Below are 3,147 nucleotides of genomic sequence, written 5' to 3' on the forward strand. Positions count from 1 at the left end.
TAGCAATCATAAAAAGCAAATCCCCAACATTTATCAAGCAATTATTTTTATTAGTAAATATTCTACACGACTCAGTCCAGATAAGCAAGATGGCTTACCACTACTACCGAATCACTACCTCTAGTTGATTCCAATGGATTCCACTGCCACCAGCGAGCAAGCGATAATCATTGCGCTCCTCAATTGAGCCATGCAGGAGCCGAGGATACCATGCCAGGGGAACAGATATAGTGCGCCCATCAGACAAATCTACACTGAGTGTGTCATCTGTGATGGCGGCTCTTCTGGTTTCTGTGTGGAAACGAGGTCTATACTGATGGTTTCTTCGTCAAAATAGCCCTAAAAGTCTTGCCCGATAAGCATTTCACAATTCCATAAGCAAAAATTATCACACAATTGCTGAATTGCCAATGTTTCAAATACTTCATTCGTTAAAAAAGTCATTCCAGCCTGCTAGTAATTGTTCTTGGTTTTCTTGAACAAGTTTTTGAATGCGGTTAATTTCGGTGCGGTTAAATCCTTGGTTACTCTGAAGACGAACCGGCTGAAGCCAGAATTTAGCGATCTCTCGATCTCGTTCAACATGGATGTGAGGTGGCTCATTGCGATCGCCTGCGTATCAAAAGAATCGATATGGGCCAACGGTCAACAGCGTGGGCATTCAAAAGTTTTGCTCTAAACATCTCAAACATAGCTGAATGCCTCGCTGACTGTCAATCTGTGAATATGCTCGTGTAGGCCAAAGGCTATTTAAGGTTAAGAACAATACAAGATTAGCGTTCGCAGTTTAGTTCCGAAGGTGTTGGATTTCTGGCGTTGCTTAATCAAGGTATGAATGCTAATTTTGCATATATCAAAAAGTCAGTTTGAGCCTGAGTTTTAAAAAATGTAGATGCAATGATTCATACCCAAAGTCAGCAACGCCGGATTTCTTTTCGTCAACCCAAGCTACAAGATCAGCGATCTGCTACCCAGTGCTTTCGGTATCGCATTTAGACTTACAGCTTCAATTAATGTGCATGGTGCGTTCCCCAAAAATCGATCGGTGGAGCAGTAGGAGTCACATTAGGGAACGCACCCTACAAGAGCGGCGTGCTGCTACGCAGTGCCTTCGGCATCGCACTGGCTACGAAGTAAAAACAGTTCGGCAAATGACAAGTTCAGCGGATTGGTTGGCAATAGTTTATTTCTGGATCGGACAAATCTCAAAAGCTAATTCGTTTCGATAAAAGCACACATTAAATTCTGCAAAAAAGTTCATGTGACCTAAAATTACTGGTACATCTGTTGATTGAGTCCACGCAAAGGCAAGTAAAACAGGAGCAAAATGTGCAACTGTCCCAGTCAAAACCAGCCCTCGTGACTCACTATGGACAAGGTTTCCACTTAAGGGAATTTGAATAGTTTGATTTTCCCAGACCGCCCCTAACTGTAATCCGATTTCGTAGGGTAAGACATTAACACTAGCACCCGTATCCAATAAAGCCATAACCTCTATTGACTGTTTTCCATCAGTTAAGGTTAGCGGCAAGTATGGCAAGATGCTAGACCGACCAGAACTGTCAGTCCGTTCTGTAAAAGAAAAGCGATGACCGTCAAGCATTTGATACTCCCTTTGCCGACACCAAAAGCTCAGACAAAGCGTGAACAGCTTGATGATCTGCTTGAGGCGACCAGACAACCGCGTTAGTAACCGCTAGTTGCTTGATCAGCATATTTTCATTATGCTCATTACTTGCAGTGTCTAGGCTACATCCTTCCTCTTTGGCTACTGCAAGCAAAAGATAGTGAATAAGCCTGAGCTTGTCTTGATGCGTTAGTTGACTGACAGTTGGCAGGAGTTCGATAAGGGACATATTAAACATCTGGTGTTGCTATCTAATTTGGATCATAGCATCTTCCTAAATCTACCTCTCCCATCAAGGAATACAGCTTCAATAAATGTGCATGGTGCGTTCCCCAAAAATTGATCGGTGGAGCAGTAGGAGTCACATTAGGGAACGCACCCTACGGCTGCGTTGTTAGACCGCGCCTCACCGAATCTCTTCTAGCACTGGCTCATAAGGCTTCAATCTTGACCTTACCGCCCTCAATGTTATCGACCTGCAACCGATATCTGTAAAGCAGCGCCATTCCTAGTAGAGGCTCTGTTTCTGATTCTGCAATATCAATCTCTTGGTACTGCCCATCCCATATCACAGTCCCAGTGTACAGATCAAAATAAGTTTCACTGCCATCACCCAGCGTGACAAAATCAGAACCACTCCAAGGTAAATTTAATGTAGCGATGATTGTAGAGGGCAAAGATAAAAATCCATTGAACCCGGTATCAATCACCGCGTCAACCGCTTGCAGTTGCCGATTTGAGTTTCCGACTACAATCCTTAGCGTGGCTTCACGCCGCAAATTTACAACACCTTCCATCATGGATTTTTCTTCAAACTCCGTGCCCCGAAATGATAAACAGCGCGATGTCCGATACGAATGATCCAAGGTTGGGCATCGGGGTGACGTTCAAAGAGCCGATTAGTTGCAGGCACAACGTTTTCATCGACTTCAAACTCTCCAGTTTCAATGTCGATCGCTACAATCTTACCTTCATTACCGGCTTCGACTTGCTGCCGAATGCCAGATTCGTAGAGTTTTTGCCCTCGCTCGGCTAACTCATCTTTGGGATAACGCCGTTGACGAACTGCCATAGGGTTGACCTCAACTCAGTATTTTGCCTTAATTATACTCTGATTTATTCTAACGAAGTGCTCCCGCTCTACTACTGATGAGCCGCCTCATCGGAAGCCCCCCAGTGGTGCACTTCAAATTTGAATCGGCGCTTCAATTAATGTGCATGGTACGTTCCCCAAAAATCGATCGCTGGAGCAGTAGGAGTCACATGAGGGAACGTACCCTACAAGATCGGCGATCGCACCGTTAAGTCTCTCATTCTAATTTTGTCTTCTTCAATAACTGTAAAGTGTCCATACCAGTCATCCCGTAATGAGATAACCTTGGCAACTTTCTCAGCGACTACAGGGAGCATCTCACCTTTGCAATGAGCATAAATACTTAGTGGAAAAATAGGCTTTTCGAGGGTAATTCTTGTTTTAATTCTCCATGTACGCAGTCTTTAAAAGCCTCTATTTCGTTCCA

General features: G+C 44.0%; 6 protein-coding genes. All 6 read right to left on the reverse strand.

Annotation, left to right across the window (positions count from 1 at the left end):
• Positions 1-103: 103 nt before the first annotated feature.
• The 6 genes from EWV66_RS06925 to EWV66_RS06955 all read right to left on the reverse strand — a co-directional run bounded on the left by EWV66_RS06925 (position 104) and on the right by EWV66_RS06955 (position 2,699).
• Positions 104-247 carry a DUF2442 domain-containing protein gene (locus EWV66_RS06925; RefSeq protein WP_284526120.1) on the reverse strand — a complete coding sequence of 48 codons (144 nt, stop codon included), beginning with the start codon at positions 245-247 and terminating at the stop codon, positions 104-106.
• A 177-nt stretch (positions 248-424) separates the two neighbouring features.
• A complete protein-coding gene (locus tag EWV66_RS06935; RefSeq protein ID WP_349283572.1) occupies positions 425-589 on the reverse strand; it encodes a DUF4160 domain-containing protein in 165 nt (54 codons plus the stop codon).
• 594 nt (positions 590-1,183) lie between these two features.
• Entirely contained in the window at positions 1,184-1,603 is a 420-nt protein-coding gene (locus EWV66_RS06940; protein ID WP_052276632.1) for a pepsin/retropepsin-like aspartic protease family protein, read from the reverse strand.
• The gene (locus tag EWV66_RS06945; RefSeq protein ID WP_043996091.1) at positions 1,596-1,856 is read right to left on the reverse strand and encodes a hypothetical protein; all 261 of its coding nucleotides are present in this window, start codon (positions 1,854-1,856) and stop codon (positions 1,596-1,598) included. Before EWV66_RS06945 ends, EWV66_RS06940 begins: the two co-directional genes overlap by 8 nt.
• Before the next feature lie 202 nt (positions 1,857-2,058).
• Complete coding sequence (locus EWV66_RS06950) at positions 2,059-2,427, reverse strand: hypothetical protein (protein ID WP_002752923.1); 369 nt, start codon at positions 2,425-2,427, stop codon at positions 2,059-2,061.
• Positions 2,424-2,699 (reverse strand): hypothetical protein, encoded by a 276-nt coding sequence (locus tag EWV66_RS06955; RefSeq protein ID WP_002752924.1) that lies wholly within the window; start codon positions 2,697-2,699, stop codon positions 2,424-2,426. Before EWV66_RS06955 ends, EWV66_RS06950 begins: the two co-directional genes overlap by 4 nt.
• Between the last annotated feature and the right edge of the window lie 448 nt (positions 2,700-3,147).

The sequence above is a fragment of the Microcystis sp. M_OC_Ca_00000000_C217Col genome (genome assembly GCF_007095585.1).
Classification (GTDB): Bacteria; Cyanobacteriota; Cyanobacteriia; order Cyanobacteriales; family Microcystaceae; genus Microcystis; species Microcystis panniformis.

What these genes read in the sequence shown, in the direction of transcription:
- EWV66_RS06940 (WP_052276632.1), bottom strand. Translation starts at nt 1,603, where the DNA reads ATGCTTGACGGTCATCGCTTTTCTTTTACAGAACGGACTGACAGTTCT.
- EWV66_RS06945 (WP_043996091.1), bottom strand. Translation starts at nt 1,856, where the DNA reads ATGTCCCTTATCGAACTCCTGCCAACTGTCAGTCAACTAACGCATCAA.
- EWV66_RS06950 (WP_002752923.1), bottom strand. Translation starts at nt 2,427, where the DNA reads ATGATGGAAGGTGTTGTAAATTTGCGGCGTGAAGCCACGCTAAGGATT.
- EWV66_RS06955 (WP_002752924.1), bottom strand. Translation starts at nt 2,699, where the DNA reads ATGGCAGTTCGTCAACGGCGTTATCCCAAAGATGAGTTAGCCGAGCGA.